Origin of the sequence: Desulfopila inferna, from assembly GCF_016919005.1 — a bacterium.
Lineage (GTDB): Bacteria > Desulfobacterota > Desulfobulbia > Desulfobulbales > Desulfocapsaceae > Desulfopila_A > Desulfopila_A inferna.
Map to the genome: position 1 here is coordinate 441652 of NZ_JAFFQE010000004.1, position 25543 is coordinate 467194.

Genomic DNA, 25543 nt, shown 5'->3' on the forward strand with positions numbered 1-25543 from the left:
CAGTTGGTCTAATTCTTTTATGGATTCGGTGTAGATGATGAATGAAAGAAAGCCGGGTATTATACGGGATATCGCCCCTTTCAATGTGCGCGGGCTTGCGATTCCCTATGCCGAATTTGTTCCGAAGCTTTATAATCTCTGTAAGTCCCTCGGCTTTGAAAGTGGATATATAATGCCTTCCCGCGCTTTTTGCTCCGACGAGAACCAAGGCTTTCCTATTATTCTGATCAGTAAGCATTTCGGCACCTTTCCTTTTGACCACGGAAGAGTAGGGGGCATCATCGCCACAGACCGTCATGGGCCTCATGCCGGTCATGGCGAGGATTCGGTTATCGTGCAGGCCAGTCATGTCGGCTACGACCCGGCAACCTCCGTCTTCGGCTACTGCAGGCGTCCGAAAATGCATGGCGACTGCATCTCCAGCAGCTGCGGCAAAATCTCTCATGTGATTCAACCCTATCTTGATCAATATATATTCGCCAGACAGCGGATTTTTCTACATCGTACCGATACCGGCGATCATCTGATTACAGTAAAAGACTCGTTCATCGACTTTGACACAAAACCAGTCACTGACGGGCTCGTTCTTCGGTTGCACAAAGTTGTCAAGACTACCGCGGACAACCGGATCGTGCCGGTAGCAACACACTGTACCTCGCATACCTATGAGGTATCCGAAGACTTTCGCAAGCGCATCGATTCTACAGGATATACCTGGAAAGGAGGTGTTGGTGAGGCGATCAACGGCCATCTTTGTGCAGATTTGTTTTTTTTCAGGGAGAACCTCCACGAAACCGATGATTCGGTTCTCCTTGAAAGAAATCTTATCGAATTCATGCCGGTCATTGTCACTCATAAGAGTCCGGCCTTGAAGGCAGCGAAAATCAACATCCAGATGGAGTTTGCCCGGACAGTCGAATCCATCCGCCGGGGTACCGATTACGAAGGCAAGAATCTTTTGTATGTGGCTGGCCTCAACATAGATATCTCGGCGTATCAGAATTATCCCGAGACCACTTACTTTGTCCCCTGGGCTGCTCATGTGCAGCTCAAGGACGCTTGCCCGACCGAATATATACACCCGCTTGAGCAGGAACAGCTCTACACTAAACTGATGCAGCAAAGCACCATCAATGCCGACCAGATCAGTCTCAAGGATGAGATCGATCGGATGCTGCGGGCTCCCCGTTACGATATTTATACCCCCAGATAAACAACTACATTCTACCACGAAACAATGAAAATCACATCGCTCTCAACATGGAGGTACTATGACCACGGAATGCTGACCCAGTGGCCGGCGCAAGCAGCGCAACATTCGCCATAGTTAACTAACGACCACATATTATAACGAGGAATGATGGACACCTTTTTACTTTCACTTACTGTTATATTCGCCGGCGGTCTCTTCTCCCTGTTGAGCTGCCGACAATTCAGCCTGATGAAAGCCGGGTATACCGCAATCACCATCGCCGGCTGTCTTATTGGAGTATATTCAACCATCGATCCCTTGCAGGGAACAGCGGTTGCTGTTATTTCAATACAGTGGCTGCATATCTTTACCCTGTCTTTTTCCATTGATTCACTTTCCGCATTTTTTCTAATCCCGATTTTTGCCATATGCCCGCTCGCTGTTCTCTACAGCTTCCATTATATGGACAAAGCGCAGCAAAGCGGCCGGGTCGCACTCAGCTTTATATTCTTCAATCTGCTTATTATTTCCATGGCCCTGGTGGCTACGGCCGATAATATTATCAGCTTCGCCCTGGTCTGGGAGTTGATGTCGCTCTCCTCCTTCTTTCTGGTCTTGCACGAATATCAAAAAGAGGAGACCCGCCGGGCCGGTTTCATCTATCTTATTTTCACCCAGGCAGGGGCGATTTTTATTTTCGCTGCTTTCGCTTTGGCCTATAGCCACACAGATACCTTTGCTTTCGCGGCTTTTGCGGTGATACCCGGCAATATCAAGTTGATTGTCTTTTTTTTCGCTCTCATCGGTTTCGGATCAAAGGCGGGTATCTTTCCCCTGCATATGTGGTTGCCCCATGCCCATCCGGCGGCACCCAGCCATATCTCGGCGGTCATGTCCGGGGTAATGATCAAAATGGGAATATATGGGATAATCCGGCTCTACTCTTTGCTGAATGTGACTGATATCGTCCTTGGGCAGGTTGTTCTTTGCTTCGGTATGATTTCGGGGGTGCTTGGGGTCGTTTATGCCCTCGGTAAACATGATCTTAAAAAACTGTTGGCCTACCACAGCGTGGAGAATATCGGCATTATCCTGATCGGCGCCGGAATCGGCATGATTGGTATCGCTTCCGACAACACCCTGATGGCCGCATTCGGGTTTGCCGGCTCTCTGCTCCATGTCCTTAATCATTCCATTTTCAAATCCCTGCTGTTTCTTGGAGCAGGCGCTGTGTTGCAGAAAACCGGCACACGCCATCTGGATCAGCTGGGCGGATTGATAAAAACGATGCCAACCACCGGCAGGACTTTTCTGATCGGCTCCATATCCATTTCCGGCCTGCCGCCATTCAATGGTTTTGTCAGTGAATTTTTAATCTATTTTGCAGCTTTTCATGGCCTTGTCCTGCATGGTTCCTCCTTTATCTTCAGCATGCTTGCCATAATCTCACTTGCCATTATAGGCGGGCTGGCTGCAGCCTGTTTCACCAAGGTAATCGGCGTGGTATTTTTGGGTGAACCCCGCAGCAAAGCGGCAGAAAATGCACGGGAAAGCGGTCCTGCGATGACGGTGCCCATGATAATTCTGGCAGTTTCCTGCCTTGTTATCGGTGTTTTTCCGGAACCATTTGTGGGCGCGGCCTTTCTGGGGCTGAAAAATATCGAACCACTCGCCCCGGTGGATCCGCAATATCTTGCGATGGTGACTGGAAATCTAGCCTTCGTAGCCCGATTATTTCTGGTAGTTTTTCTGGGCAGCACTCTTCTGCGCAATGTGCTCTATGTGCGCAAAACTGTGGTTCGGGGCCCAACCTGGGGCTGTGGATTTACCCAGCCGACGGTGCGTATGCAATACACCGGTACTTCCTATGCAATGAGTGTGCTGGAGTTTTTCAAGCCGTTTGTGCGGATACGGACCAGGTATTCGGGAATTACCAGGATTTTTCCCGGCAGAACCCTCTATGAGACACGAGTGGATGATATTGCCGAGATAGTCCTTGTTGATCGCCTGACCACACCTGTTCTTTACCTGCTCGGCAAGCTGCGCTGGATTCAGCATGGTCATATTCAGCTGTATATCGGCTATATAATCGTCACTATCATTGTGCTTCTTTTCTTTATTTAGAACCTTACAGATTGTTTTCTTGTTTTTGGCGAGAAACAATCTGTCTAAAGGTTCTTATCCAGCTCAGCTGGGTTAGAACCTTACAGATTCATTTCTCAGATAGAGGTATATATGGAAACCTTCGTATCACTGGCCGTCGCCATGCTTGCGGCACCGCTTTTTCCAGGTATCATCTTGAAGGTGAAGGCCTTTTTTGCGGGAAAAAAAGGTCCACCGTTGCTGATTAAATATTATACGCTGGTTAAACTGCTGCGAAAGGGATCGGTATATTCCACCAGCACCAGTAACGTGTTCAGGCTTGGGCCCACGGTTTCTTTCTCTTCGGCCATTATTGTCCTCCTGTTTTTCCCCTTTGGCGGCGCCGCACCGCTGTTTTCATTTCACGGCGATGTCATTGTTCTTTTCTACATCATGGGAATCGGCAGGTTTTTTACGGTGATCGCAGCACTGGACACCGCTTCGCCCTTCGAGGGAATGGGGGCGGCCAGGGAGGTCTTTTTTTCCACTCTTGCCGAAATCACCATTTTCACCGTCCTCATTCTGTTCTACCGACTCAACGGATCCCTCAGCTTTGCCGAGTATTTTAGCGGAGCTGCTCCCATCTCGCTGATGGGGGAATCGGGAGCACTACTGCTTTTCGTCATCGTCTCGATGTTCATGGTTCTGCTCACCGAAAATTCGAGAGTGCCGGTCGATGATCCCGCCACTCATCTGGAATTGACCATGATTCATGAAGTCATGATCCTTGATCACAGCGGTCCCGATCTTGCGCTTATCGAACTGGCTTCTTTTTACAAGCTGCTCTTCTACTCAGCTTTTATCTCCCACCTCTTTTACCCCTTCACTCCAGGGATTGTCGGGGCTTTGACCTTCTATGGCGTCGTCGCTCTGGTCTACGTTGCCGTGGGCGTTACGGAATCAATAATGGCGCGGTTTAAGATGGATCTGGTGCCCAAGTTCATCCTGACTTCGTTTACCCTGGTATTTTTTGCCGCCATCTTAACCATGGGGATATTTCAATGATAAATGTGAGTGAATCAATTCTGGTTATCATCCTTCTTTCGGTGCTGCTGTCGCTGGGTTCCACCAGACTGATGGCGCTAGTCAGGATCATGGCCCTGCAGGGAGTTATGGTCTCACTGGCGCCGCTCTTTCTTTCCGGCCATGGTTCGCTGGGAAGCGGGGGGCTGATCTTCTTTCAGATCATGATCCTGATCAAGGGACTGCTGATCCCCGGCTTATTGTATATGGCCGTGAAAAAGGTGGCGATAAAGCGCGAGATAGAGCCTTTTATCGGTTACCACGCTTCACTGCTGGCAGGGTTGGGCATTATTCTCGGCTCTCTTTTTATCACCTATCATCTGCGTCTTTCGCTGCCTGAGGGCAGGGACATGGTTTTGATAACTGCTATCACCACTCTGGCCACCGGTTTTTTTCTGATGATGGCAAGGAGGAAGGCCATAACCCAGGTGATCGGTTATCTGATGCTGGAAAATGGAGTCTATCTGATTGGTGCTGCTCTCACCAGGCACAGCCATACCATGTATATAGTCGAGTTTGGAGTGCTCCTCGACCTGCTGGTCGGCGTAATGATTATGGGAATCATCCTGCACAACATCAACAGCGCCTTCGATGATGTAGATACCTCATTACTTGGACGCTTAAAGGATTGATGGACTTGTGAAAAGCTCGATCTACGCCTAGTATATCAAGCATTTCCCAAAGTCGATCCCGGCCTTCAATGACTTTTTACGGAAAATATCAAGGATTGATTATGATTGAATATGTCTTCTTGCTGCCATTCTTCACCGGAATCGCGGCACTGGTTCTGCCGGCTAATCTGGGCAGGGTACTGCTGTTGATCACGGCCCTTCTGCATCTGCAGTTTACCCTGATGAGCTGGGCCGGCAGGCTTACTCCGCTGTTTACCAACTATTTCAGTGCATCTCCCGAGGGGTTGCTGGTACTGCTGGTCACCTCGTTTGTATTTGTCTGTATCTCCTTCTATGCCTTTTCCTATATGGGGGATACTGAGATGGAGCAAAAGCCGGTTTTTTCCTGCTGTATGCTACTTTTTCTGGGAACCATGTCCATGGTCACCTTATCCGATCATCCCATTGTCCTCTGGATTGCCATCGAGGCGACCACCCTGGTCAGTGCGCCGCTGATATTTATCCATCGCTCCAAGGAAGCGCTGGAGGCAACCTGGAAATATATATTGATCTGTTCCGTCGGCATTGCCCTGGCGCTGCTGGGCTGTTTCTTTATTACTCTGTCCATGGATATCGGCAATATCGAGGGGCCTCTGACCTTTTCTTCGCTCAACACTGTGGCCTCACAGCTGGATCCGCTCTGGCTGAAAGTGGGATTTGTCTTCATCGTGATCGGCTTCGGCACCAAAATGGGGCTTGCCCCGATGCACACCTGGCTGCCGGATGCCCATAGCCAGGCGCCCAGTCCGGCTTCGGCACTCCTCTCCGGTGCGCTGCTCAACTGCGCTTTTCTTGGTATTTATAAAGTGCATGTGCTTATGAGTATTGCCGGGCTCGGCATATTTTCCGGTAATGTTCTGATTGGTTTCGGTCTACTCTCCATGCTGGTTGGCGCTGTCTTTATTATTTCTCAGCCTGACTATAAACGTATGCTCGCCTACTCGAGCATCAAGAATATGGGAATCATTGCCTTTGGTGTAGGGATCGGCGGCTTTGCTCTGTATGGCGCCTTCGTCCATCTCATCCATCATTCGCTGCTTAAATCCTCACTTTTTCTCTCAGCAGGGAATATACTGCAGAGCTTCGGCACCAAAAGGGTCCAGAGAATCGGCAGTATCGTCCGCTATCTCCCTAGAACCTTTGTCTCCTTTTTTGCCGGTTTTATCGGCATTTCCGGTCTGCCTCCCTTCGGTACCTTTATCAGCAAAATTATGATTATCATCGGGGCTTTTCAGCAAGAGCGGTATGTCAGTATCGCAATTTTTTTCTTTGCCCTTGTGCCGGTGGTTGCCGGGACGGGCCGTATCTTCATGTCAATGTCGTTTGGTGAAACATCGGAAAGAGTGGTAGCCAGAGAGAACCCCCTGCGTCTGTTGCCTTCCTATGCGCTGCTTCTTGCCTCGATTACACTCTGTATCTGGATGCCGGATGTCGTGCATGCAACTATCGTCAATACTATCAAGGTAATTGGAGGCCATCATGGATAACCTCCTCAGAATAGAAAGCGGCAAAGCGATTACACGTCGGGCCATTCCTCAAATACCCTTCGAACTCTTTTTCACGACGCTTGCTGAATTTATCAAGGACGATGGCTACATAGTCCAGTTCTTTGCCTACGTTGACGGGGAAGACAGGAAAATTGTGGCGGTCCTTCGCAACAGTGCACTCTATGTGGTGGAAACGGATGTGGATAGCTCCTATAGGTCGTTCACCGGGGCTGTCAGTGAGAAATTTCATATGTTTGAACGGGAGATCGCCGAGCAGTTCGGAATACGGCCCGATGGCCATCCCTGGCTGAAAATGGTGCGCTATCATCAGAACTACAGCGGCCTCGAGGATATCTTCGGCAATAATTATGAAGAAGATATCCCCGGAAACTATCCGTACTTCAAAGTGGAAGGCGAGTCCATCCATGAGGTGGCGGTAGGTCCGGTGCACGCGGGTATTATCGAACCTGGGCATTTCAGGTTTCAATGCGCGGGAGAAGAAGTGCTCCATCTTGAAATTCAACTGGGCTATCAACATCGGGGGGTGGAAAAGATGCTGCCCACGCTGCCTCATAAACGCTACCCGATCATCTGTGAATCCATTGCCGGAGACACGGCCATTGCTCATAACCTCTGCATGTGTCAGGCCTTTGAGGCTCTAGCCGGATTTGATGTTGACAAGGGGGCACGCATTGTGCGTACAATAGCCCTGGAGCTTGAGCGAATAAGTAATCATTTAGGAGATTTGGGAGCATTGAGCGGTGATGTGGCCTTTAATCCACCTGCCGCCTATTTCGGCAGGATCAGAGGAGAATTTCTCAATCTCCTTCAGGTGTTGAGCGGCAACCGTTTCGGCAAAGGTCTGATCCGACCCGGTGGAATCGCTTTTATAATGGGAAAAGAACAACGTCTGCTTATCAGGGAAAAACTCGCGGAGGTTACCTCAGAAATAGAAAATGTCTGCGATCTGCTTTTTACAGCCCACACCGTGCAGGCCAGATTTGAGCACACTGGAACAGTTTCGCCGGAGATGGCTGGGAACCTTGGCCTGGTAGGATATGCCGGCAGGGCTTGCGGCCTGAGTTATGATGCCAGAAATTTCTTCCCCGGAGAATGTTATGCAGAGCTTCCCGCCAACTCCAACCATGTTACCAATGGCGATGTGAACAGCAGGGCCTGGGTGCGGCGGGAGGAAATCATGCATTCCCTCAAACTCATCAACCTTCTGCTGGATATGGATCAGACGGCTGGGGCCGAGGTGGGTATGACCGAATATACGCTCAGTCCTGATTCATTTGTAGTCACTGTTAATGAAGGGTGGCGCGGTGAAGTGTCTCACTGCCTAATAACCGATGGCGCCGGCAGGGTGCAGCGTTACAAGATCAAGGACCCCTCGTTTCACAATTGGACGGGGCTTGCCGTGTCTTTGAGAAATCAGCAAATTTCAGATTTTCCGCTGTGCAACAAAAGCTTTAACCTCTCCTATTGCGGGTTTGACCTGTAGAGGAATGGTAACTATTCAGCAGCATCCGGAGTCGCAGTTTATGCCCGTCAGGGTGCCTCTAACCCCGGTAAGCCGCAAGCGGCCGGGACTCTGTACAGTACCCCCTTGAGGGGGATAAGTACCTTAGATATAGAGGGCAATTAACAGTTATTAAATACATTATTCGTTTTCTGGTTTTTTATGACAGTTTTTCAGCAGTAAGGTGCTAAACAGTTACAGACAGGTGGTTGGCCAAATAATACGGATCAACCTGAATAGTTACAATGAATGTTGCTCATACCGAACACATAAGGGTTTCTATATATGTTAAAAATATTAAAAAATAAAAAGGAACAAGGCTGCAAAACCTCGAAATATCCGAAAGAGACCATTTCTCTGTATAAACGGTACCGAGGGATGCCTGAGATCGATGCCGGGTGCAGCCAGGATATCGTTGAACGCTGTGCCGAAATCTGTCCGCAGGAGGCAATCGATGCCCAGGACAAAACCATTGATCTGGGACGCTGTACTTTCTGCGGTTCCTGCGAAACCGTGGAAGGGGGTTTTGTCCATTTCAGCCGAAATTTTGAGCTTGGTGCGGCAAACCGCCGGGATTTGATAGTGGCCGGATCACTTCCCGCCCTTGCCGACCATGCCAAGCAGCACTTCAAAAAGCTGTTCGGCCGTTCTCTCCAGCTCCGCCAGGTCTCTGCTGCCGGCTGTAATGCCTGCGAGGCGGATACAAATGTCCTCAATACGCCTTTCTTTGATCTTTCCCGTTTTGGCATAGACTTCGTGGCATCTCCGCGCCATGCCGATGGTATCCATGTTACAGGTCCGATCTCGCATAATATGAAACAGGCCCTTTTTGATACTTTTGAGGCGGTTCCATCACCCAAGGTCGTTATTGCCAGTGGCGCTTGCGCCATTTCGGGGGGGCCGTTTTACGGCAGTACGGAAGTTGTCGGCGATCTCAATAGTCTGATCCCGGTGGATCTTTATATACCAGGGTGCCCACCTCATCCCTTGACGACGCTGCATGCATTGCTGCAGTTTTTTAAATAAGACGGCGTCGTAAAAAGCCCGATCTGCGGCGTTGTAGATCTGAAACGGCGATTTGCCGCACGACATGTACTGCCAAGCCGTTTCAGATATTACGCCTAGGCTCTTCTTTCAAGACTCCTGTTTCCACCAGATCATCGCCCACCGGGGAGGATAACGGCGACGAAGTACCAGACAGTCGGCAGTGGCGATAATCCTGCTCTCAAGATATTTCTTCAGCTTTCCCAGTTCGGTATCGGTGATTTCCTTGAACATCCAGCGGTAGGTTTGCAGTGCTTCCTCCATGCTTTTGAACTCTATATCCGGGTCAAGCTGGAGGATCTCGACATTGGCATGAATGCCTTTGCTGTAGAGAAGATTAAGGGTGAAGATATAATCCGGTCCTGAATTAAAGTCACGGCCGATGGCGGCGAAGGCCTCAGGATCAAAGGGGCTCGGCGCGATACGATCGGATATGAACACGTATCTGCTGCCGTAAGCATTAAGCTTGTCTATGGCGGCAGAGAGATCGGCAACATTCATGGATCGAGAGGCGATGGCAATGTCCGCCGGTTCGATGCCATGGCTTTGCCAGTCGCTCTCCCACGAGCAGTGTACGCAGCTGATATTGGTAAGACCTTTTTCCTCGGCACGTTGGCGCAAAGCATCGAGCATTTTTTCGGAATAATCGATGGCGGTAACCCTATCAACCTGCACCGCCAAAGGCAGGGCAAGAGTTCCCGGGCCACAACCGACATCGAGAATCGAGAAAGAAGGATCCAGCGGCAGTCGTGAAAGGAAGAGTGCAATATAGGGGGAGTGGTTGTTCCTTTCGCTGAAGGAAGCGGCCTTTCTGTCCCAGTCTTCTGCGCCTTTGCTGTGCCATGACTTCTGTTTTCTGCCATTGCGCCAGAGTTCGTTCCAGTCGATATCCTCATACGTTGTCATTTGTCTATTTTTCATGGGAGGGGTCATAGATGATAGGAAAATATCTTGCAGATTGGGCTTCTTGTTGAATGCGAGAAAAGATCTGTCTAAAGGTTCTCATCCAGTAAAAACGGGTAAGATCATCCCAGTCTAGCATGGGAAAGACCTATTGACAAGCCGGGTACATGGGTTTGCCTCTGAAAAAGTTTGACACCAGGGTACATGTGTGGTTAATATTACTGGTTTGTAGTTTATAGGTTCCGGCAGGAATTCCGGGACGGGAGAGGATTGTGGCGAGAACACAACTTTCATAGCTCCTCGTTGTGATCGAAAAAATGAAACATTTCCGCCTTCGAGTGGATTCAGACCAAGGTGTAAGCAAATGAGTAAACGTACTTTTCAGCCCAGCAACATCAAGCGCAAGCGCGCCCACGGTTTTAGAGCCCGTATGAGCACCCGTGCGGGGCGCGCCATTTTGAGTAACCGTCGGGCACGAGGCAGAAAGAGATTGTCAGCCTGATTCGCTTGAAAAAATACGGGCTTTCCAAAACATGCCTGTTGCGTAAAACCAAAGAGTTTGAACAGGTTTATAAACAGGGAAGACGTTTATACGGCGATGGCTTTACTTTGATTTATCGCAGAAACGATCTCGGTTTTAACCGCTTGGGTATAAGTATACATCGTCAGGTTAAGGGTGCTGTTAAAAGAAACCGGATTAAGCGGATTATACGGGAATCGTTTCGCCTGCATAGGGAAGTTTACCCTGACGATTCGGATATCGTTATGGCGGTAAAGCCTTCTTTTCCGTCTGATTCACCAGGGGCAGTCGTTCGGGCCGTATCACTTCTCGCTTATAAGGGTGGCGTATCAGATGACAATTAAGATAAATCCCTTGCAGTGGCCAGGAAAGACGGCGTTAGGCCTCATTAAGTTTTATCGATATATTATCTCCCCTCTTTTGCCTCCGAGTTGTCGATTTACCCCAACCTGTTCATGCTATGCACTTGAAGCCATTGAACGTTACGGACTCCTGCGGGGTCTGTTTTTCAGCGTCAGGCGCATAGCTCGATGTCATCCCTTTTGCAGTGGCGGATATGATCCTCTCCCATAGCGTCAAAAACTTTTCTTTGACGGATTAACAATACTTTACCAAGGACTCCTCTAGAGCAGGATAATTAATGGATACCTATAGAGCCTTTCTGGCAATACTCATTTCGTTCGTCATCTTGATCGGTTATCAATACTTTTTCGTAGGGTTTGGTACCAAGCAGACGGTAGTGGAGGGTGAGCTGACGCAAGCCCCGTCCACTACTGAACAAGCAAAACCTCCTGAATGGACCGAGGTCGAGCCGGAATATGAAACCCCCGCTGATGTGCCGGCCCCCGCTGCTGATGGCGATGCGGAAAAGATCACCGTAGAAACCTCGCTTTACACCGCCGTTATATCGGAAGCGGGCGGTACCGTAACCAGTTTTGTGCTTAAGGAGCATAAGGAAACCAATGCGGAGGATTCACCGGGCAAACAACTGATAAACAACACTGCAAAGATGGGCTACCCCCTCAAATTTGCCTGGGGAAGTGTTTTTCCTGCTACAACTGTATTTGAGGCTGCCGACAAATCTATTACCTTTTCCAATGGCAAAGGTGAACTGCACCTGTCTGCAATTGCCCCGAGCGGACTTGCTGTCGAAAAGGTGTTTATCTTTGATCAAGACAGTTATTTGATAGACCTTCAAATCAAGGTATCGAATCCTACCGAACTATCTCTGCAGGGCAGTCCCCAGCTTTATCAGGTTGGCGTGCCATTTCAGGAGAGCAGTACCTTTAATCGGTTTCTTTTCAACGGACCGGCGGCCTATGTAAACGGCGAGCTGCAGGAATATAAAGCCAAGCAATTTGAAGAGGGTCCCAACACCGTTCAAGGAGTATTTGAATGGATAGCGTATGAGGGGACCTATTTTATGCGGGCAATCATTCCCGGGAACAGAGAGCCATCCACCTATCAGATGCAGGGTACTGAAGATATTGCTTATACCAGACTCACCGGAGAGTTGGACACCCTGAGTCCGGGAGAGGGAAAAGTGTATGACTATCGCCTTTTTTATGGTCCTAAAAAGCTCTCTCTTCTTAAGGAAACCGGTTATGGCTTGGATAAGTCTATAGATTTCGGATGGTTTGATATTATTGCCAAGCCAACGCTGGCACTGTTGAACTTTTTCAATAAGTATTTTCATAACTACGGTATCGCCATCATCCTGGTCACCATCATCTTCAAGGTAATTTTCTGGCCCATTACTCAAAAGGGTCTGAAGTCGATGAAGAATATGCAGAAACTTCAGCCTAAGATGGTGAAGATCAAAGAAAAGTTTAAAAACGATCCTCAGGCCATGAACCGCGAGGTCATGAGTCTGTATAAAACCTACAAGGTCAACCCACTGGGCGGCTGTCTGCCGATGGTTCTGCAGATTCCCGTCTTTTTTGCACTCTACAAGGTTCTTCTCCTTTGTATTGAACTGCGGCATGCTCCGTTCATGCTCTGGATAAACGATCTATCCGCACCGGACAGATTATGGTTAGGTTTTGATATCCCTTATTTAGGCGGCCTGCCTGTACTTACCCTGTTGATGGGCGCATCCATGTTTATTCAACAGAAGCTTACTCCGACAACCGCCGACCCGACACAGGCCCGGATCATGATGATGTTGCCGGTGGTCTTTACCTTTATGTTCGTTAATTTTGCCTCCGGTCTGGTACTGTACTGGTTTGTCAATAACCTTCTGTCAATACTGCAGCAGCAGCTGATAAATCGGGGAGTCGCCAAAAAGGAAAAGGCGGCGGCATAGTCGCTGCCTCGTGCCGGCTTACATAAATTGGCGACCGGTGAAATAACTACTTAGGGAATGTCTATGACTTCACAAAATAAAGATTTTTATGGAAAAGAAGTTACCGATGCGATTCAAAAGGCATGTAAAGAGCTGCAGGTGCCTCAGGAACAGTTGGAAATCGAGGTGGTTGAAACAGGTTCATCCGGAATTTTCGGGCTGATCCGCAAAAAGGCACACATCAGAGCCCGGATAAAAAAGTCCGGTTCACCTTCTCGGAGGCCTAAGAGGGAAAATTCCAAAACGGTCGAGGAAAAAGCTGTTTCATCCGTTGCAGCTGAAAAAGAGGAGAATGAGATTTCCTCCCCGGAACCCCAGGAATCGCCACCTGTAGCTGAAGAGAAAAATACCGCAGAAGAGCCTGTCCCTCCTCAACCCGCCATAATCTCTGAACCTGAAATTGCAGACGATACCGAAGATGAGTCTGAAGATGACGTCGATATGCCAGATGATCAGGAGATACCGGAAGAAGAGGAGCTGCCGGAGGAATCTTTGCTGCTTATCAAAGAGGAGTTGAGCAGGCTGCTCGCTCTCATGGGATATCCTTCGCAGGTTGAGGTAAGTAGTGCCGGAACCTCCGTTTTATGTCACGTCGGTGAGGAGTACGAAGACATACTTACCGGGCAGGATGGAAAGACTCTCGATTCGATCCAGTATCTGCTACGCAAAATTATCGCCAGAAAGGTACCCAACAGACTGCGTCTGACCGTTGATATCGGCAACTACCGGGAAAAGCGTCTCTCTGAGCTGAAGGAACGCGCCCTCGAACTTGCCGAGATGGTCAAGGTCGATGGTAAAACGCAGGTGATAGCAGCGCTGAGTCCGTCTGAACGACGCGTCATCCACATGAGCCTGCAGGAAGATAAAGAAATTCGCAGCAGGAGCGTAGGTGATGGTTTATTCAAAAAAATACTTATTTATAAACCGGGCAAGGGCGGTAAGAGCAGCGGCCGCAAGCGCAATAATTCGCGAGGCCGGAGAGGTCAGAGCAGCCGCAAAAAATCGAGTAGTTCCGAAGATTAAAAATAATCTTCTCCGATTACTCAGTTAGCGACTTACTCCGGAAAAGCTGACGTTTTTAAATCCGCGAATCGGCCTCTATAGCGACTCCATCATGACTGAGTATACAACCGATACGACTATTGCCGCCATTTCGACACCGCCGGGTTCCGGTGGTATCGGGATTATCCGTATTAGTGGGTCCTCGGCCCTGCCAGTGCTGCAGTCACTTTTTCAGCCCGGTAATCCTTCCTGCGATTTCCGCAGTCATCATCTTTTCCACGGAAATATTGTCGACCCTGATCAGCAGCGTATACTCGATGAAGTCCTCGTCGTCTACATGGCATCTCCAAAGACATATACCCGCGAGGATGTCGTTGAGATCCATTGTCACGGCAGCTTCCTTGTTCTCCAGTCCATACTTGAATTGATACTGCAGCGTGGCGTGGAACTGGCCGATCCGGGCGAGTTTACCAAACGCGCATTTCTCAACGGCCGGATTGATCTGACCAAAGCCGAAGCCGTGATCGATATTCTTGCTGCAAAAACCCGTAAAGGCATTGATATAGCCCAGGAGCAGCTGGCTGGCGCCCTTTATCAGCGCGTCGAAAAGATACGTGAGGCCTTAAAAGGCATGCGCGCTCTGATTGAGGTTTCCATCGATTTTCCCGATGAGGATGTAGAAATTGTCGATCGTGAGAGTATGGTGCGCAGGTTGAAAGCGGAGGTCATTGCGCCTATCGATCACCTGTTGCTCTGTGCCGATCAGGGAAGAATTTATCGAGAGGGCATTTCCGTGGTTATAGTCGGTCGGCCCAATGTCGGCAAGTCCAGCCTGCTCAATGCCCTGCTGCAGGAGGAGCGTGCCCTGGTGACCGCTATTCCCGGCACCACCAGGGACAGTATCGAAGAGCATATCGATGTCATGGGAATGCCCGTCCGAATCACCGATACCGCAGGTATCCGTGAGGGGGGCGACGAGGTGGAAGCCCTCGGCATCCAACGGGCGCGGAGGCTTCTCAACGAGGCCGATATCGTCTTCTTCATGATCGACGGCGCCGACGGAATTCTCGCCGAAGATACGGTGCTCTTTGCCAGCGTCTCTCATAAACAGAATATCCTGGTTATTAATAAAACCGACTTGTTGCAAGACACTGACCGGGCGACTTTTATTCCCTTTCAAAAGGATCTGCCGCGGGTATTTATATCTGCTAAAGAGCAGCATGGCATGGATGCTCTGAGGCGACTGCTCTTTGAGACCGTCACCGGAGCGAAAGATCAATGGCAGGAGGACGCCTGCGCCCCCAATCTTCGTCATAAGCAGAACCTGACCAAGGCCAAAGCCGCCGCCGATGGAATAGTTGACGGTTTGGAGATGGGAATAACCAATGATCTTCTCGCCGTCGACCTGCAGGAGTGTCTCGATCAACTCGGTGATATTGTCGGTGAAACCACTACCGAAGATATTCTTGATGTCATTTTTGAGCAGTTCTGTCTCGGGAAATAATCTCGTATTTTCACACATATTGTGTTCCCCAAACGCTTGTGGACAAGTGGGGTGATAGATTTTCTGCCTGGCCGGGGAACGGAGAAACGGCTATAGTAATTGTATACTGATATATCAACCATTTCTAAGCTGTTACACTCATCAATTATACGGTACAAAAAATGTCGACTATCGAATATTCGGAAAGCTTGATTGTCCACTTCCGCAGGGCCGAGATACTGCGGCAAGAAGCCCTGACGCTGCAGAATATCGATCTTTACGGGCGTCAGCTGGCCGATATAGAACTGCTGCTCAATCGGGGGATGTATCCTCTTGACGGCTATATGAACAGGGAAAATTACGAAGCAGTTCTTGATACCATGCGCCTGGTGGACGGCACCGTTTTCCCGATGCCGATCAGCCTCGATGTCACTGAAAAAACTGCCCACACACTGGAGATTGGCCAGCGGGTGGCTTTGAATGACCAGGAAGGCGTGTTGCTGGCCGTCTTAACGATCAGTGACATCTGGCCGATGGACAAAGACCGTGAGGCGGAGGCAGTCTATGGTACCAGGGATGCTTCACTCCATCCGGAGGTCCAGTCTCTTCTTGAAAGAGAGACCGACTGGTATGTCGGCGGTACCATGGAGGGGGTAAGTCTGCCTGTACATTATGATTTTCAGGATCTGCGTTTCACCCCGTCGGAGACGGTTCGCCGCTTTACCATGAATGGTTGGCGCAAGGTTCTCGGTTTCCATACCGATGATTATCTTCATTGTGCTCACCGGGAGATGGTATTGACTGCTGCCCGCCGGGCCGGTGCCGCTATCCTCCTGCACCCGGTGGCCGATCTATCTCACCCAGGCGATCTCGACTACTACACACAGGTGCGCTGTTATCAGCATTTCGTCGACAAATTTCCGCCAAACATGATTCTGCTGGGGCTGATGCCCCTGGCCGGCAGAAAATCCGGTCCCAGGGCGGCACTGTCGCAGGCGGTGATCAGGAAAAATTTCGGATGCAGCCACTTTATGGTCGCTGAAGATCATGCCGATCCCTTCATCAACGGCAACGACAGATTTTATCCCAGAGGGGCTGCCCAGGAACTGGTGGCGGAAATGGCCCCAAAGACAGGTATAGAGATGGTACCGCAGATTGATCTCGGCTATCTTCCCGAAAAAAAGATTTATGTGGAGATCTCCGCGGATCAAAAGGAGCAGGTCGAAACGATTTCCTCAAAAGAACTGCAGCGGCGCTTAACATCGGGGATATATATTCCTGAGTGGTTCTCGTATCCGGAGGTCGTGCAAGAACTGCAGCGCACCTTTCCGCCCAGATCGAAGCAGGGATTCACGGTATTTATGACCGGACTGTCGGGCTCGGGAAAATCGACCATTGCCAGGGTGCTTCTTGTCAAATTTCTGGAAATGCGGGATCGGCCTGTTACCCTCCTTGACGGTGATATTGTCAGGAAAAATCTCTCGTCAGAGCTTACCTTTACCAAGGAGCATCGTAATCTGAATATTACCCGCATCGGATTCGTTGCCAGCGAAATCACGAAAAACGGAGGCATCGCCCTTTGTGCTCCTATTGCGCCCTATGAAGGATCCCGCCAGGCGAACAGGGACTTGATCTCGCGCCGTGGCGGTTATATCGAGGTCTATGTTTCCACACCTCTGGAAGTATGTGAGGCCCGTGACCGCAAAGGACTTTACGCCAGGGCACGCGCCGGTATCGTCAAGGGTGTGACCGGAATAACGGATCCCTACGATCCGCCCAAAAACCCGGATATTGAAATCGACACCTCTGAGATAACGCCTATGGAGGCGGTTCAGGAGATTCTTTTGTACCTGCAGCAGCAGGGCTATATCGTCTGATATTGCTGAGCTTGATGAACCTGCGACGCGGAAGATCGGGCTTTTTAAAAGTCGGAGTTTTGGTCCGCAAGAGTGTTTATCGTGACACCATCGTGCTTGATTATCATGAAAAACAATCCCAGCCTTGAAATGGCCCTGAAAGTAATACGGGACCATCTCCCCGTTCTCCGTTCAGAAAACATATTGCTCAATCAGGCGCTGGGCCGTGTTTGTTCGGCATCTCTTTACGCTTCCGAATCTTATCCCTCCTTCAGCCAATCCAATCGAGACGGCTATGCCGTTGGCAAAACTCCTTTTGGGAAAACAAAGGACGGCCTGGAGTATCGTCTCGATGCTGAAATAGCAGCAGGCGATATACAAATAAGAAGGAACAGGCCGGGGTTCGCCCACCGGATAATGACGGGTGCCCCGGTTCCTCGTGGTGTCTGGAAGGTTATCCCTCAAGAGATGTGCAGGGAAAGAAAAGGGGGTGTTTTTATAGCTGAACAGACATTACTGGCGGCTGCCTCTCACATACAGAAGAGAGGTTCTTCACTGCGCCGGGGAGCCCTTTTGCTTCGTGACGGTGCGTGTCTTGGTCCAGCCCATCTGGCTCGACTGGCTGATTCAGGGTATGTCCAACTGCAGGTCTATCAGCGGCCCAAAGTAGCTTTTTTTTGCACCGGCAGCGAGCTTGTCGACAACCCGGCCAGGCAGAGCAGAGGGCAGAAGATATCATCGAACAGGTATCTGCTGGCCGCTCTTATCCACGGATTTGGCGGCCGAGGTGATGACTGTGGGGCAGTGCGGGATCAACGCGAGGCGCTGGAGAAACACCTTACCAGAGTTGAAGATGGCAACAGTGATATCATCATCAGTACGGGGGGAATGGGACCAGGCCGATACGATCTGATGGAGGAGACCTTTACCCGGTGCGGCGGCAAAATAATTTTCAGCTCACTGAAACTGCGGCCTGGGAAGTCCGTGCTTTTCGGCATTATCGGCAACAGCCTGTATTTCGGGCTGCCGGGCCCTCCTCAGGCCGTTCAGGCCTTATTCCATGTCCTCATACGTCCTGCTCTGTTAGCGATGCAGGGTCTGGTGCAATGGAAGACTGCGGCACGTGCCTATCTCAAGGAAGAGATGATGGTACGCAAGCCCGGGGTATTAAAGCTTCAGGAAGCCGTGCTGTCCGAAGAGAGAGGAGTCGTCATGGTCAGGCCTGCCGGCGGAAAGGAGACGGGCAACTGCTACCTCTTCTGCCCGGCTGCCAGAAAGCGCCTCAAAAAAGATGAGCTGGCGACCGTCCTGCCCTTGACTCCGCCGTCTTTTCTCTCCAGCTGAGCTGCAATGATGTTATCGTATCATCTGGCACCTGGGGCAGAAGACACTGGCTCTGCCGCTTATCACCTGTCTGACCAATGTTGTCGAGCAGGCCACGCAGGATTTTCCGTCGCGGCCATATACCCTGAAGTTCGCTTGAAAATAACCGCTGCCGCCGCCGGCATTGAGAAAATCGCTGATGGTCGATCCGCCGCATTCGATGGCCCAATTGAGAATTTCGCGTACCTTATTAAGGAGCAGCTGCCACTGTTTTTTACTCAGCTTTCCGGCAGGGGTTGCGGGGTGAATTCCGGCTGCAAATAAGCTTTCATTGGCGTAGATATTTCCAATCCCGGCGATGATCCTGCCATTCATGAGGAATGTCTTGACGGCCTGGGAACTGCCGCAGGCTTTATGATGCAGATACGCAGCCGTACAGGTATCACTGAAAGGTTCAGGGCCGGTTGACTGAAAAAAGCTTATCTCCGCTTCACCTCTTTCTTCCTGTGTGATCAGATGAACCGCTCCGAATCTTCTGACATCGTGATATCTCAGCTCAATATTGTCGCTGAGAATGAAGAAAAGATGATCATGTTTAGCATCCGGAGTCCCCTTGCTGAAGAGACCGAGCTGTCCGGTCATGCCTAGATGAATGATGAGGAGATCGCCGCGGTCTGTCGGTAAAAGGAGGTATTTGGCACGGCGGCCGACATCGGTGATAACGGCATTTGTCATTCTCTCCCGAAGGAGGCCTTCGGGCACAATGGTGCGTAGATTCTTGCCGCTCCAGCGAAAGCCGAGAACCTTTCTGTTCTTCAGATGGGGAAGAAGACCACGTCGGACGACTTCAACCTCGGGAAGTTCTGGCATTGTTTTTGCCCTCAAGGAAACAGACCGCTATTCCATACTCCTTGAAATGAGTACAGATGGCTGCTATTTCTCTGTTCTGGTAAGAAAATAGGAAGATGGAATACCCCTCTCCATGATGTTGGATTTTGCAGAGCTTGAGCTGAAGGAAACCTGGAAGATCGTCATAGCTCAAGGTTTTGCGCACGGCTTCCTTGGCAGTCCACAACAGGTTGAGACTGCTGACCTGGCTTGATGAGCTGAATTTCTCGCGGAGAAGTCTTTCTTCGCTGCAGCTGCAATAGCGATCCTGTACACGTACAAGGGCCTCCCGGCACTGTTGGATATCAATGCCGCATAGTGAATCAGCGGCTAGAGCGGCGGCAAATTTGCTGCTATGGGTGATAGATACATCCAGAAATTCCGGATGAGTTTTCCCTTCCGCCAAAATGCAATAAGGTCTGCCGTCTGCACGATTTGCAATACCTATCTCTTTTGGGGACAACAGTCTCCCGGAGGACCCGCCGATGGCAGCGGTGCTGAGTTTGGCGCAAACTCTTCCCGCCAGCCATTCGTTCCTGCGCCTGGTCAGTTTGAAGGATTCGCACTGTGAGAGCTCATTTTCATTAAGCCATTTTCTCAGCAATTTTCGTTCCGACAATTGCTGTACAGCTGCAATCTCGATCATCGTTGCAGCAAAAAACAGGCGTGGCAAGATGGTGGAGACGGTGTCAACGAACTTCTGCGGTAGGATATTTTCGGGGGAAGATATACTTTCAACCATCATTTCATATAAATATTCATTGCAATTTCAACTATTCCTGCTACTTTTCCAGAGAGAGGAAATTGTGGGATCATATTCTTATATATTTTAATGCATTCAACATAAATAACACGCTGCTATACCGGCTGAGTTGGATAAGAAGCTTTAGGCAGAGTATTTTGGCACCCCTCAACGGGATACTGAACTGAGTGACAGTTTTTCAAGAGTAAAGCACTATAGTGGAGAAATTATGGAGACCGGTGTCAATCTGACAGGATATGATTTTGTTGTTGTTGGCCTATTGCTTCTCTTTATCGCCCGCGGTCTCTGGCTGGGATTTCTCAGGCAGGTAACGGGTCTGGTAGCGCTCTTTGTCAGTTATTATATCGCCAGCCAGTATCATGACAGATTGTTTCCATTTTTAAAAGATTTATCGGATAATCCGACAGTCATATTCATGGCAAGCATCGTCATCCTGTTCCTGGTGACTTATATTATTACGCTGTTGCTGGGAAAAGGACTCTCGCGCGTCATTGAAATTGTTATCAGCAAATGGTTTGACAAGCTCCTTGGCGCGGTTTTTGGAGGGGTGATGGGTGCTCTCGTCGTTGTTATGCTTCATATGGTACTGAGTTCGATAATGGCCCCCGAAAACACCATGCTGCGGGAATGTCAGACATGTCCCGCCCTGAACTCGTCGGCCGAATATGCCAGAACATTCATAGATGATGAAGAAGTACGCAAATCCCTGACCCAGCAGTCTCCTGCAATTTCTGTGGAAGATGTCATGAAGTTTTTCGACGACAAGCAGCAGGAGAGTGGAGCTGTGGAAAAATCAACGGTTGTAGAGTAGGGCAAGCCGTTGAGGTGAAATACCCAGGTAAAAACCGGCAATGACAAGCTGGTTGATCAAAGTGGTACGAGCGATTCCCAGCCGCCGCCATCTTCTGGCGGAGGTGACGGCATACTCGTTTAAGATGACGATTTTGCCGAGTTTCCGTGCATTTTTGATAAAGACATAATCCTCCATAATTGGAAGCTCGGGGAACATATTCAGCCTGAAAAAGTTCTCTCTTGAGACGAAGATAGCCTGATCGCCATAAGGAAGCCGGAAAAGCAGTGACCGGGCATTGGCGCAGGCTGCGATAAAACGCAGGCCTGGAGTTGCATTTTCAACTGCCAGCCGGAAGGCGCCGGCGCTGCAGGTGGGATCGCTGACCGCCTGGCGGACGGCGACCTCGAAATTTTGCGGCAGACGGGTATCGGCATGGAGAAACAGCAGGATGTTGCCGCCCGCCTCTGCAGCACCCCGGTTGAGCTGTGACGCTCTTCCTGGCTCCGTTTTCAGGACCTTGAAGTTATAGAAATCAGCCAGTTCAACAGTTCTGTCGCTGCTGCCTCCGTCAACGACAATCACCTCACAGTCAACATCTGCCAGATTCGCCGCCAGCGGGGGCATGTTGGCCTCCTCGTTACGCGTCGGGATTATAATCGAAATATTGGAGATCTTCCGGGGTGTCGATATCATGAAGCTTCTTCAAAAGTTGATGGTTGAGTTGCAGTGTGTTTATTCTCTTGAGGGTCTGGACCAGGACAGCAGAGGTGCCCCAGGCAATATCGGAAAAGAGAAAATGAAGACTCTCCAGGGAAAGACTCTTCCTGACTCCGATAAGATAATAGCCGCCGTCGAAGGCAGGGCCGATAACCACATCATTGGTCTGCAGTGCGGCAAAACCCTCCTGAAAAATACCACTATCTATTGACGGGCAATCCGCACCAACCAGGAGAACTGCCCGGTAGTCGGAGAGTTGCGCCGCGATGGCCTGGAACATACGCTCTCCCAACTCACCGGGGTGCTGTTTTTTATAGAAAAATCTCTTCCCCAGCCATTTACTCATTTCCCCGGTGGAGCCTCCATCGTGATATACTATGGTTTTACAGGGATATATTCTTGAAAAGTCGTCTATCTTCTGTAGAACCGATTGGGTCATTATCTTCTGTACAAGTGCTGCTTTCTCGGGACCAAGGGCCGGGATTAGCCGGGTTTTACAGCACCCTGGCCGTGGAAATTTGGTAAACAGCAGGATAATTTCGTGTACAGAGGTCATAGAATAGCGTATTTTAAAATCAGGAGGCATTGATCCGATCAAGCTGGAGCAGTGATGCAGGAGAGATAAAAAGTTCCTTCTTTTCCGAATTACTATAAGCGACACTTCACTGCAAGGGTATAATACTGGTGTGGCAACTTCAAGACCCTTTTTCAATTGGATGCCGACAGTAAAAAATGAGCTTTTCCCCAAGGCTAAAAAATGCCGGTGGCGATGAAAAGTAAACAGAGAAGAAAAAAACCCGAATCATATACAATCCGAAGCTATCGCGGGCAGGCGCAGGCTGCAGGCTTGATCCAAGTGCATGTGCTGATAAAGGAAACAGATCTGCACATCCAGGCGGACAGGGATGTGCAAAGGAGAGCAGAGGAAATTGTTCTGCAGTGCAGGCTGCAGCTCGAGGATCATATTATCAGGTATCCGGCTTTCTACTCATCCCTCTCTCCCCTCTCCAAAGATTTCGCAGCACCACCCCTCATCCGCGATATGTACGACGCCGCCAGAAAGGCAAATGTAGGGCCAATGGCAGCCGTAGCCGGAGGAATTGCCGAATATGTCGGCAGGACACTGCTACAGGAAGGGGTTCAGGAAATCATCATAGAAAACGGTGGTGATATTTTCATCAGCCGCAAACAATCCGCCGTCATAGCCATTTTTGCAGGTGAATCACCGTTGAGCAACAGAGTCGGCATTGAGCTTTCCGTGCCGATGCCGTGGGGAGTCTGCACTTCTTCAGGGACGGTGGGGCACAGTCTCAGCATGGGTGAGGCTGATTCGGTGACGGTGGTTGCCAGATCAACTCTGCTGGCCGATACCGCGGCAACCAGGCTCGGCAATGAGGTTGGTCGTGGAGCCGCGGGAAAGGAACGTGTTAAACAGGCTCTGGCGGCAGCTAAGACAATAGAGGGTATAACCGGGGTGGTGGTCATCTGCGGGGAAGTTCTAGGTGCCGTCGGTGATATCAGGCTTGTCAGGGTAAAAGAAGGGAGTAAGTGATGACGGATTCTTCTGGAGGAGAATCGCAGGAAAGAAGAGAGGTCGAAAGAAAATATCTGGTTTATTATCTGCGCGTATTCGATGGCATGAGCTCCAAGGTATTGGGACATATCATCAATCTTTCTTCCAGGGGAGCAATGCTGCTCAGTGACGACGCCATAGCAGTGAATAAAGACTTCCGTTTGCGAATCCAACTTCCAGCTGAAGCGAGCGAACGGCGTGATTTGATGCTTGATGCCACCAGCCTGTGGTGTAAAAAGGATACAAACCCGAATTTCTTCTTAGCAGGTTTCCAGATCCACGATCTAAAACTTTCGGAGAAGAATGATATTCACCACCTTCTCGACAAACTCAGTTATCTGGAAGACTGAGGCATCTTTACTGCAGCTCTTTGAAAAGGGCATCCCCATAACGCTCGACAAATTTATCGACATCATTGCGCCAGTCCGTAAAGACAGACAGCGAGAGATCGTTAAGTACGGTATTGGCAAGGATGGAGTTGGCGGGGCGATGTGCCGGAGTCGGATATTCGCTGGTGGTACAGGGAGTGAGGCGATGCTTCACGCCCATCTTTTCCAGAAAGTAACAGGCGGCTTCGTACCAGCTGGAGTGGCCGTCAGCCGTTGTATGGATAATCCCCTGGACGGAGGAATCCAGTAAACCCTCAATCTGTTCGGCCAGAGTGTATGACCAGGTAAGAGAACCATATTGATCATTGACAACCTTGCGGATAGCTGTTGGGTCGGCAAGGGTAATTCGCAGCATGGTCTTGAGAAAGTTCGGTCCATGTGCGGAGTAGAGCCAGGCGGTGCGCAGAATTGCATAGTCATGGCAATGAGCCTGCACCGCTTTTTCCCCGTCGAGCTTGGTCCTCCCGTATTGCGAAAGCGGGTTTACCCGATCATCTTCGCGATAGGCCAGGGGGACCGTTTTCCTGCCGTCAAAGACATAGTCCGTCGAGATATGAATGAGCCTGCTTTTTGCCTGCCGGCAGGCGCGGGCCAGAAAGGCGGGTCCGTCGCTGTTTATCCTGCGGCATAGCTCTTCTTCCTTTTCGCAATTGTCAACCGCAGTGTAGGCAGCACAGTTTATAACCACATCGGGTTGTTGTGCGGTTATAAAGGAGATGGTGTTTGCCTCGTTGCAAAGATCAAGTTCGGCCAGAGTGGGAGTAATGAGTTGGTGTTCCCTGCCCAGGATGCTCCGGCAATCCGTACCTAATTGTCCGTCAAAGCCGACGATGACGATTTTCATAAGGTGTCCGTTATTAGTACCTTACAGATTGTTTTTCTTGTTCTTTTGCAGGAAAATAATCTGTCTAAAGGTTCTTATACCCCTCAAGGGGGTACTGTAAAGAGTCCAGCTCAGCTGGGTTAGTTGTGGTTGTTGCGGTAAGGGCTGGAACCCTTTTTTTCAGCGATGATGTCGACGATATATTTGCCGTACTGGTTCTTCAGCATATCGGAGGCCAGATAGGTGATTTCATCAATGGAGATATACCCCAGCTCCATGGCAATCTCCTCGATACAGGCAATTTTCAGTCCCTGCCTGTCCTGGACCACCTGGACGTAGTTTGAGGCATGCTGCAGCGATTCGTGGGTTCCGGTATCGAGCCAGCAGAAGCCGCGGCCGAGAGGTTCTACCTTGAGTTTTCCGCGGCGCAGATATTCCATGTTGACATCGGTTATTTCAAGCTCATCTCTGGCGGAGGGTTTGATCTGCTCTGCAATGGACACTACTTCGTTATCGTAAAAATAGAGGCCTGGGACCGCAAATCTTGATTTTGGGAATTGCGGTTTTTCTTCAATGCCGATGACATTATGATCTTTATCAAATTCAACTACACCATAACGCTCCGGATCCTTAACCAGATAACCGAAAATGATGCCGCCCTCTTTGAGGCCGGCGCAATTTCTGACGATCCGGGAGAAGCCCGGACCGAAAAAGATATTATCGCCGAGGATGAGCGCCACCGTATCATTGCCGATAAACTTTTTACCGATGATAAAGGCCTGGGCCAGTCCCTTGGGTTCGGGCTGAACCTCATAGCTCAGGGACAGACCAAATTGAGAGCCATCGCCAAAAAGCTCCTCAAAGCGGGGCAAATCGGCAGGGGTGGAAATGATAAGGATTTCCCGAATACCTGCGAGCATCAATACCGACAGGGGATAGTAAATCATCGGTTTGTCATAGACAGGGATAAGCTGCTTGGAGACAACCTTGGTGAGTGGGTAGAGCCGCGTGCCTGATCCCCCGGCAAGTATGATTCCTTTCATAAAAAGTAGTATATTTATTTTTGCTTGTTAGCGGGTTAGCGA

General features: G+C 50.0%; 25 protein-coding genes. 18 read left to right on the top strand and 7 right to left on the bottom strand.

Annotated features, from left to right (window positions below; translation table 11 throughout):
- Positions 1–34 precede the first annotated feature (34 nt).
- From JWG88_RS12860 to JWG88_RS12890, 7 genes are all read left to right on the top strand, one after another.
- Positions 35–1213 carry a hypothetical protein gene (locus JWG88_RS12860; protein ID WP_205234175.1) on the top strand — a complete coding sequence of 393 codons (1179 nt, stop codon included), beginning with the start codon at positions 35–37 and terminating at the stop codon, positions 1211–1213.
- A 147-nt stretch (positions 1214–1360) separates the two neighbouring features.
- Entirely contained in the window at positions 1361–3316 is a 1956-nt protein-coding gene (locus JWG88_RS12865) for a proton-conducting transporter transmembrane domain-containing protein (protein WP_205234176.1), read from the top strand.
- A gap of 111 nt (positions 3317–3427) precedes the next feature.
- The gene (locus JWG88_RS12870) at positions 3428–4339 is read left to right on the top strand and encodes a respiratory chain complex I subunit 1 family protein (protein WP_205234177.1); all 912 of its coding nucleotides are present in this window, start codon (positions 3428–3430) and stop codon (positions 4337–4339) included.
- Positions 4336–4989: a hydrogenase gene (locus JWG88_RS12875; protein WP_205234178.1), complete on the top strand. Its 654-nt coding sequence runs from the start codon at positions 4336–4338 to the stop codon at positions 4987–4989. Before JWG88_RS12870 ends, JWG88_RS12875 begins: the two co-directional genes overlap by 4 nt.
- A gap of 101 nt (positions 4990–5090) precedes the next feature.
- On the top strand, positions 5091–6515 hold the full coding sequence (locus JWG88_RS12880; protein ID WP_205234179.1) for a proton-conducting transporter transmembrane domain-containing protein: 1425 nt from the start codon (positions 5091–5093) through the stop codon (positions 6513–6515).
- On the top strand, positions 6508–8019 hold the full coding sequence (locus JWG88_RS12885; protein ID WP_205234180.1) for a hydrogenase large subunit: 1512 nt from the start codon (positions 6508–6510) through the stop codon (positions 8017–8019). The genes JWG88_RS12880 and JWG88_RS12885 overlap by 8 nt, the downstream gene beginning before the upstream one ends.
- A gap of 303 nt (positions 8020–8322) precedes the next feature.
- A complete protein-coding gene (locus JWG88_RS12890) occupies positions 8323–9063 on the top strand; it encodes an NADH-quinone oxidoreductase subunit B family protein (protein ID WP_205234181.1) in 741 nt (246 codons plus the stop codon).
- A 108-nt stretch (positions 9064–9171) separates the two neighbouring features.
- Here JWG88_RS12890 and JWG88_RS12895 read toward each other — a convergent pair whose 3' ends face one another.
- Positions 9172–10002, bottom strand: a complete 831-nt coding sequence (locus JWG88_RS12895) for a class I SAM-dependent methyltransferase (protein WP_205234182.1) — start codon at positions 10000–10002, stop codon at positions 9172–9174.
- A gap of 346 nt (positions 10003–10348) precedes the next feature.
- Between JWG88_RS12895 and rpmH the strand changes: the two genes are divergently transcribed.
- From rpmH to JWG88_RS12935, 8 genes are all read left to right on the top strand, one after another.
- Complete coding sequence (gene rpmH / locus JWG88_RS12900; RefSeq protein WP_205234183.1) at positions 10349–10486, top strand: 50S ribosomal protein L34; 138 nt, start codon at positions 10349–10351, stop codon at positions 10484–10486.
- A 5-nt stretch (positions 10487–10491) separates the two neighbouring features.
- Positions 10492–10848: a ribonuclease P protein component gene (gene rnpA, locus JWG88_RS12905; RefSeq protein WP_205234184.1), complete on the top strand. Its 357-nt coding sequence runs from the start codon at positions 10492–10494 to the stop codon at positions 10846–10848.
- On the top strand, positions 10838–11077 hold the full coding sequence (gene yidD, locus JWG88_RS12910; RefSeq protein ID WP_205234185.1) for a membrane protein insertion efficiency factor YidD: 240 nt from the start codon (positions 10838–10840) through the stop codon (positions 11075–11077). Before rnpA ends, yidD begins: the two co-directional genes overlap by 11 nt.
- A 67-nt stretch (positions 11078–11144) precedes the next feature.
- Positions 11145–12809, top strand: coding sequence for a membrane protein insertase YidC (yidC, locus tag JWG88_RS12915; protein WP_205234186.1), 1665 nt, complete (start codon positions 11145–11147; stop codon positions 12807–12809).
- A gap of 63 nt (positions 12810–12872) precedes the next feature.
- Positions 12873–13871, top strand: a complete 999-nt coding sequence (locus tag JWG88_RS12920; RefSeq protein WP_205234187.1) for a Jag family protein — start codon at positions 12873–12875, stop codon at positions 13869–13871.
- Between the two features lie 91 nt (positions 13872–13962).
- Positions 13963–15354: a tRNA uridine-5-carboxymethylaminomethyl(34) synthesis GTPase MnmE gene (gene mnmE, locus JWG88_RS12925; RefSeq protein ID WP_205234188.1), complete on the top strand. Its 1392-nt coding sequence runs from the start codon at positions 13963–13965 to the stop codon at positions 15352–15354.
- A 161-nt stretch (positions 15355–15515) separates the two neighbouring features.
- A complete protein-coding gene (locus JWG88_RS12930; RefSeq protein ID WP_205234189.1) occupies positions 15516–17210 on the top strand; it encodes a bifunctional sulfate adenylyltransferase/adenylylsulfate kinase in 1695 nt (564 codons plus the stop codon).
- 81 nt (positions 17211–17291) lie between these two features.
- Positions 17292–18533 (top strand): molybdopterin-binding protein, encoded by a 1242-nt coding sequence (locus tag JWG88_RS12935; RefSeq protein ID WP_205234190.1) that lies wholly within the window; start codon positions 17292–17294, stop codon positions 18531–18533.
- A 12-nt stretch (positions 18534–18545) separates the two neighbouring features.
- Here the strand turns inward: JWG88_RS12935 and mutM are convergent, their stop codons facing one another.
- Both mutM and JWG88_RS12945 read right to left on the bottom strand, forming a co-directional pair.
- The gene (mutM, locus tag JWG88_RS12940; protein ID WP_205234191.1) at positions 18546–19382 is read right to left on the bottom strand and encodes a bifunctional DNA-formamidopyrimidine glycosylase/DNA-(apurinic or apyrimidinic site) lyase; all 837 of its coding nucleotides are present in this window, start codon (positions 19380–19382) and stop codon (positions 18546–18548) included.
- On the bottom strand, positions 19360–20145 hold the full coding sequence (locus JWG88_RS12945; protein WP_205234192.1) for a 4'-phosphopantetheinyl transferase superfamily protein: 786 nt from the start codon (positions 20143–20145) through the stop codon (positions 19360–19362). The genes mutM and JWG88_RS12945 overlap by 23 nt, the downstream gene beginning before the upstream one ends.
- Positions 20146–20371: 226 nt before the next feature.
- Between JWG88_RS12945 and JWG88_RS12950 the strand changes: the two genes are divergently transcribed.
- Complete coding sequence (locus tag JWG88_RS12950; RefSeq protein WP_205234193.1) at positions 20372–20974, top strand: CvpA family protein; 603 nt, start codon at positions 20372–20374, stop codon at positions 20972–20974.
- Here the strand turns inward: JWG88_RS12950 and JWG88_RS12955 are convergent.
- Positions 20957–21580, bottom strand: a complete 624-nt coding sequence (locus tag JWG88_RS12955) for a TIGR04283 family arsenosugar biosynthesis glycosyltransferase (RefSeq protein ID WP_205234194.1) — start codon at positions 21578–21580, stop codon at positions 20957–20959. The two genes, JWG88_RS12950 and JWG88_RS12955, sit on opposite strands and share 18 nt — an antisense overlap.
- A 13-nt stretch (positions 21581–21593) precedes the next feature.
- On the bottom strand, positions 21594–22259 hold the full coding sequence (locus JWG88_RS12960; RefSeq protein ID WP_306793098.1) for a TIGR04282 family arsenosugar biosynthesis glycosyltransferase: 666 nt from the start codon (positions 22257–22259) through the stop codon (positions 21594–21596).
- Positions 22260–22442: 183 nt separating this feature from the next.
- Between JWG88_RS12960 and JWG88_RS12965 the strand changes: the two genes are divergently transcribed.
- Positions 22443–23225, top strand: coding sequence for a UPF0280 family protein (locus tag JWG88_RS12965; protein ID WP_205234196.1), 783 nt, complete (start codon positions 22443–22445; stop codon positions 23223–23225).
- On the top strand, positions 23225–23596 hold the full coding sequence (locus JWG88_RS12970) for a PilZ domain-containing protein (RefSeq protein WP_205234197.1): 372 nt from the start codon (positions 23225–23227) through the stop codon (positions 23594–23596). The genes JWG88_RS12965 and JWG88_RS12970 overlap by 1 nt, the downstream gene beginning before the upstream one ends.
- 7 nt (positions 23597–23603) lie before the next feature.
- Here JWG88_RS12970 and rfbD read toward each other — a convergent pair whose 3' ends face one another.
- Together rfbD and rfbA are read right to left on the bottom strand one after the other, a co-directional pair.
- Entirely contained in the window at positions 23604–24479 is an 876-nt protein-coding gene (rfbD, locus tag JWG88_RS12975; protein WP_205234198.1) for a dTDP-4-dehydrorhamnose reductase, read from the bottom strand.
- A 119-nt stretch (positions 24480–24598) separates the two neighbouring features.
- Complete coding sequence (gene rfbA / locus JWG88_RS12980) at positions 24599–25501, bottom strand: glucose-1-phosphate thymidylyltransferase RfbA (RefSeq protein ID WP_205234199.1); 903 nt, start codon at positions 25499–25501, stop codon at positions 24599–24601.
- Positions 25502–25543 lie beyond the last annotated feature (42 nt).

Coding starts and splice junctions, on each gene's coding strand:
- JWG88_RS12860 (WP_205234175.1), top strand. CDS start 35: ATGATGAATGAAAGAAAGCCGGGTATTATACGGGATATCGCCCCTTTC.
- JWG88_RS12865 (WP_205234176.1), top strand. CDS start 1,361: ATGGACACCTTTTTACTTTCACTTACTGTTATATTCGCCGGCGGTCTC.
- JWG88_RS12870 (WP_205234177.1), top strand. CDS start 3,428: ATGGAAACCTTCGTATCACTGGCCGTCGCCATGCTTGCGGCACCGCTT.
- JWG88_RS12875 (WP_205234178.1), top strand. CDS start 4,336: ATGATAAATGTGAGTGAATCAATTCTGGTTATCATCCTTCTTTCGGTG.
- JWG88_RS12880 (WP_205234179.1), top strand. CDS start 5,091: ATGATTGAATATGTCTTCTTGCTGCCATTCTTCACCGGAATCGCGGCA.
- JWG88_RS12885 (WP_205234180.1), top strand. CDS start 6,508: ATGGATAACCTCCTCAGAATAGAAAGCGGCAAAGCGATTACACGTCGG.
- JWG88_RS12890 (WP_205234181.1), top strand. CDS start 8,323: ATGTTAAAAATATTAAAAAATAAAAAGGAACAAGGCTGCAAAACCTCG.
- JWG88_RS12895 (WP_205234182.1), bottom strand. CDS start 10,002: ATGAAAAATAGACAAATGACAACGTATGAGGATATCGACTGGAACGAA.
- rpmH (WP_205234183.1), top strand. CDS start 10,349: ATGAGTAAACGTACTTTTCAGCCCAGCAACATCAAGCGCAAGCGCGCC.
- yidD (WP_205234185.1), top strand. CDS start 10,838: ATGACAATTAAGATAAATCCCTTGCAGTGGCCAGGAAAGACGGCGTTA.
- yidC (WP_205234186.1), top strand. CDS start 11,145: ATGGATACCTATAGAGCCTTTCTGGCAATACTCATTTCGTTCGTCATC.
- JWG88_RS12920 (WP_205234187.1), top strand. CDS start 12,873: ATGACTTCACAAAATAAAGATTTTTATGGAAAAGAAGTTACCGATGCG.
- mnmE (WP_205234188.1), top strand. CDS start 13,963: ATGACTGAGTATACAACCGATACGACTATTGCCGCCATTTCGACACCG.
- JWG88_RS12930 (WP_205234189.1), top strand. CDS start 15,516: ATGTCGACTATCGAATATTCGGAAAGCTTGATTGTCCACTTCCGCAGG.
- mutM (WP_205234191.1), bottom strand. CDS start 19,382: ATGCCAGAACTTCCCGAGGTTGAAGTCGTCCGACGTGGTCTTCTTCCC.
- JWG88_RS12945 (WP_205234192.1), bottom strand. CDS start 20,145: ATGATGGTTGAAAGTATATCTTCCCCCGAAAATATCCTACCGCAGAAG.
- JWG88_RS12950 (WP_205234193.1), top strand. CDS start 20,372: ATGGAGACCGGTGTCAATCTGACAGGATATGATTTTGTTGTTGTTGGC.
- JWG88_RS12955 (WP_205234194.1), bottom strand. CDS start 21,580: ATGCCCCCGCTGGCGGCGAATCTGGCAGATGTTGACTGTGAGGTGATT.
- JWG88_RS12960 (WP_306793098.1), bottom strand. CDS start 22,259: ATGCCTCCTGATTTTAAAATACGCTATTCTATGACCTCTGTACACGAA.
- JWG88_RS12965 (WP_205234196.1), top strand. CDS start 22,443: ATGAAAAGTAAACAGAGAAGAAAAAAACCCGAATCATATACAATCCGA.
- JWG88_RS12970 (WP_205234197.1), top strand. CDS start 23,225: ATGACGGATTCTTCTGGAGGAGAATCGCAGGAAAGAAGAGAGGTCGAA.
- rfbD (WP_205234198.1), bottom strand. CDS start 24,479: ATGAAAATCGTCATCGTCGGCTTTGACGGACAATTAGGTACGGATTGC.
- rfbA (WP_205234199.1), bottom strand. CDS start 25,501: ATGAAAGGAATCATACTTGCCGGGGGATCAGGCACGCGGCTCTACCCA.